The sequence below is a fragment of the Oleiphilus sp. HI0067 genome (assembly GCF_001635735.1).
Genome location: NZ_LWFI01001268.1, coordinates 1 through 1257, shown reverse-complemented (window position 1 = coordinate 1257; position 1257 = coordinate 1). Strand labels below are relative to the sequence as shown.

Below are 1257 nucleotides of genomic sequence, written 5' to 3'. Positions count from 1 at the left end.
AACTGCGCCGTAGTCGAAATATAGTGATCTTTAAAATGGTGAACCGCTCTAAAAGCAATATGGCTGCGCTTAGCGGTTGCCACAATCGTGGCGAGCATTAATAGACTTATTAAGGTCAGCTTCTGATGCGCGATCGCAAACAAACTAATGTCAGCAAACACGTGCTCCAAGGAGCGGAATACCTCAACTGAAGGAGTAAGGTTTTGATCGTAAATAGCGGCTTCATCATGCTTCTTCTGACAAACCCTGAGCTGTCGCACCAATGACTCTCGTGCCGAGTCTCTATCAAAATCATCAACCAACAGTGAAAACGCTTCATTTTCAGCANTATGCTCTTGCTCTAGAACATCTAAGCGACTGTCTATGTCTTCTTGTGGGTCACACTCCGTAATCGGACGATCGCCTCGCAACACAAAATAGTCATCCCACAAATATGCACCAAGTTTAAGCATTTGCGCATGCATATTTTCACTCGTACCGGATGTAATGGTGCCGAGCAATAACAGCAAAATAATTCCTGTAAGAATAGCTTGAGATATCTTTTTAAATTTTGAAAAAGGAGAAGATGAAACTGGAGATGGATCTGAATTAGCTGAAATATCGCTCATCACTGACTCGTCATTATTTTTGTTAATACAAACGAAAGCTTTTTTGAATACTGCTAGCTATTGTGCCAACAAACTTAAGTAAGATGTTGATACATAAGGAAGAGCGAGTACTTCGTCACGTTTTAAAGGATGATAATTCTGGCCGAAAAACTCGCAACAGATGATATGCGTTGCGGCCAACTAGCGAAAATTATTCGTCGCCCAGGCGCCGTTTAATGCCGCAGATTTTGCCAACCTGTAATTGTCATGATCTTGAATTGCCTCAATAAAGCGCGCTAAGCCTCTCTCTGCCTCAACTCTCGTGCCAAAAGGACCAAGGTCTTCACCCTCTCGTGTGGCAATGTAATACTGACCATCAATAACTTGAAGGCGTTCAGAGCGAAAGTAAGTCGCTTCGCCTTCTCCTTTACGAAACTCCATTGCAATATTTCCTTGTCTACCTGATATTGATCTGTGCTGGCATCAAACAACACGAATACGAATACCACGCCACTAATCACAAACCTTATCTAAGTGAACCGCAAGTGCCGCGAATTATCTCTTATACTTCGGCCATGTCTCCTTTGGATTCAAGCCAAGACTTACGATCCGCTGCTCGCTTCTTACCAAGCAGCATATCCATGTTTTCGACAGTTTGAGCATGATCATC

At 43.0% G+C, this 1257-nt stretch carries 1 protein-coding gene; it reads right to left on the bottom strand.

Annotated elements, in window-relative coordinates:
* Window positions 1–788: 788 nt before the first annotated feature.
* Window positions 789–1028: a DUF6316 family protein gene (locus A3739_RS19505; RefSeq protein WP_068481215.1), complete on the bottom strand. Its 240-nt coding sequence runs from the start codon at window positions 1026–1028 to the stop codon at window positions 789–791.
* Window positions 1029–1257: the final 229 nt, after the last annotated feature.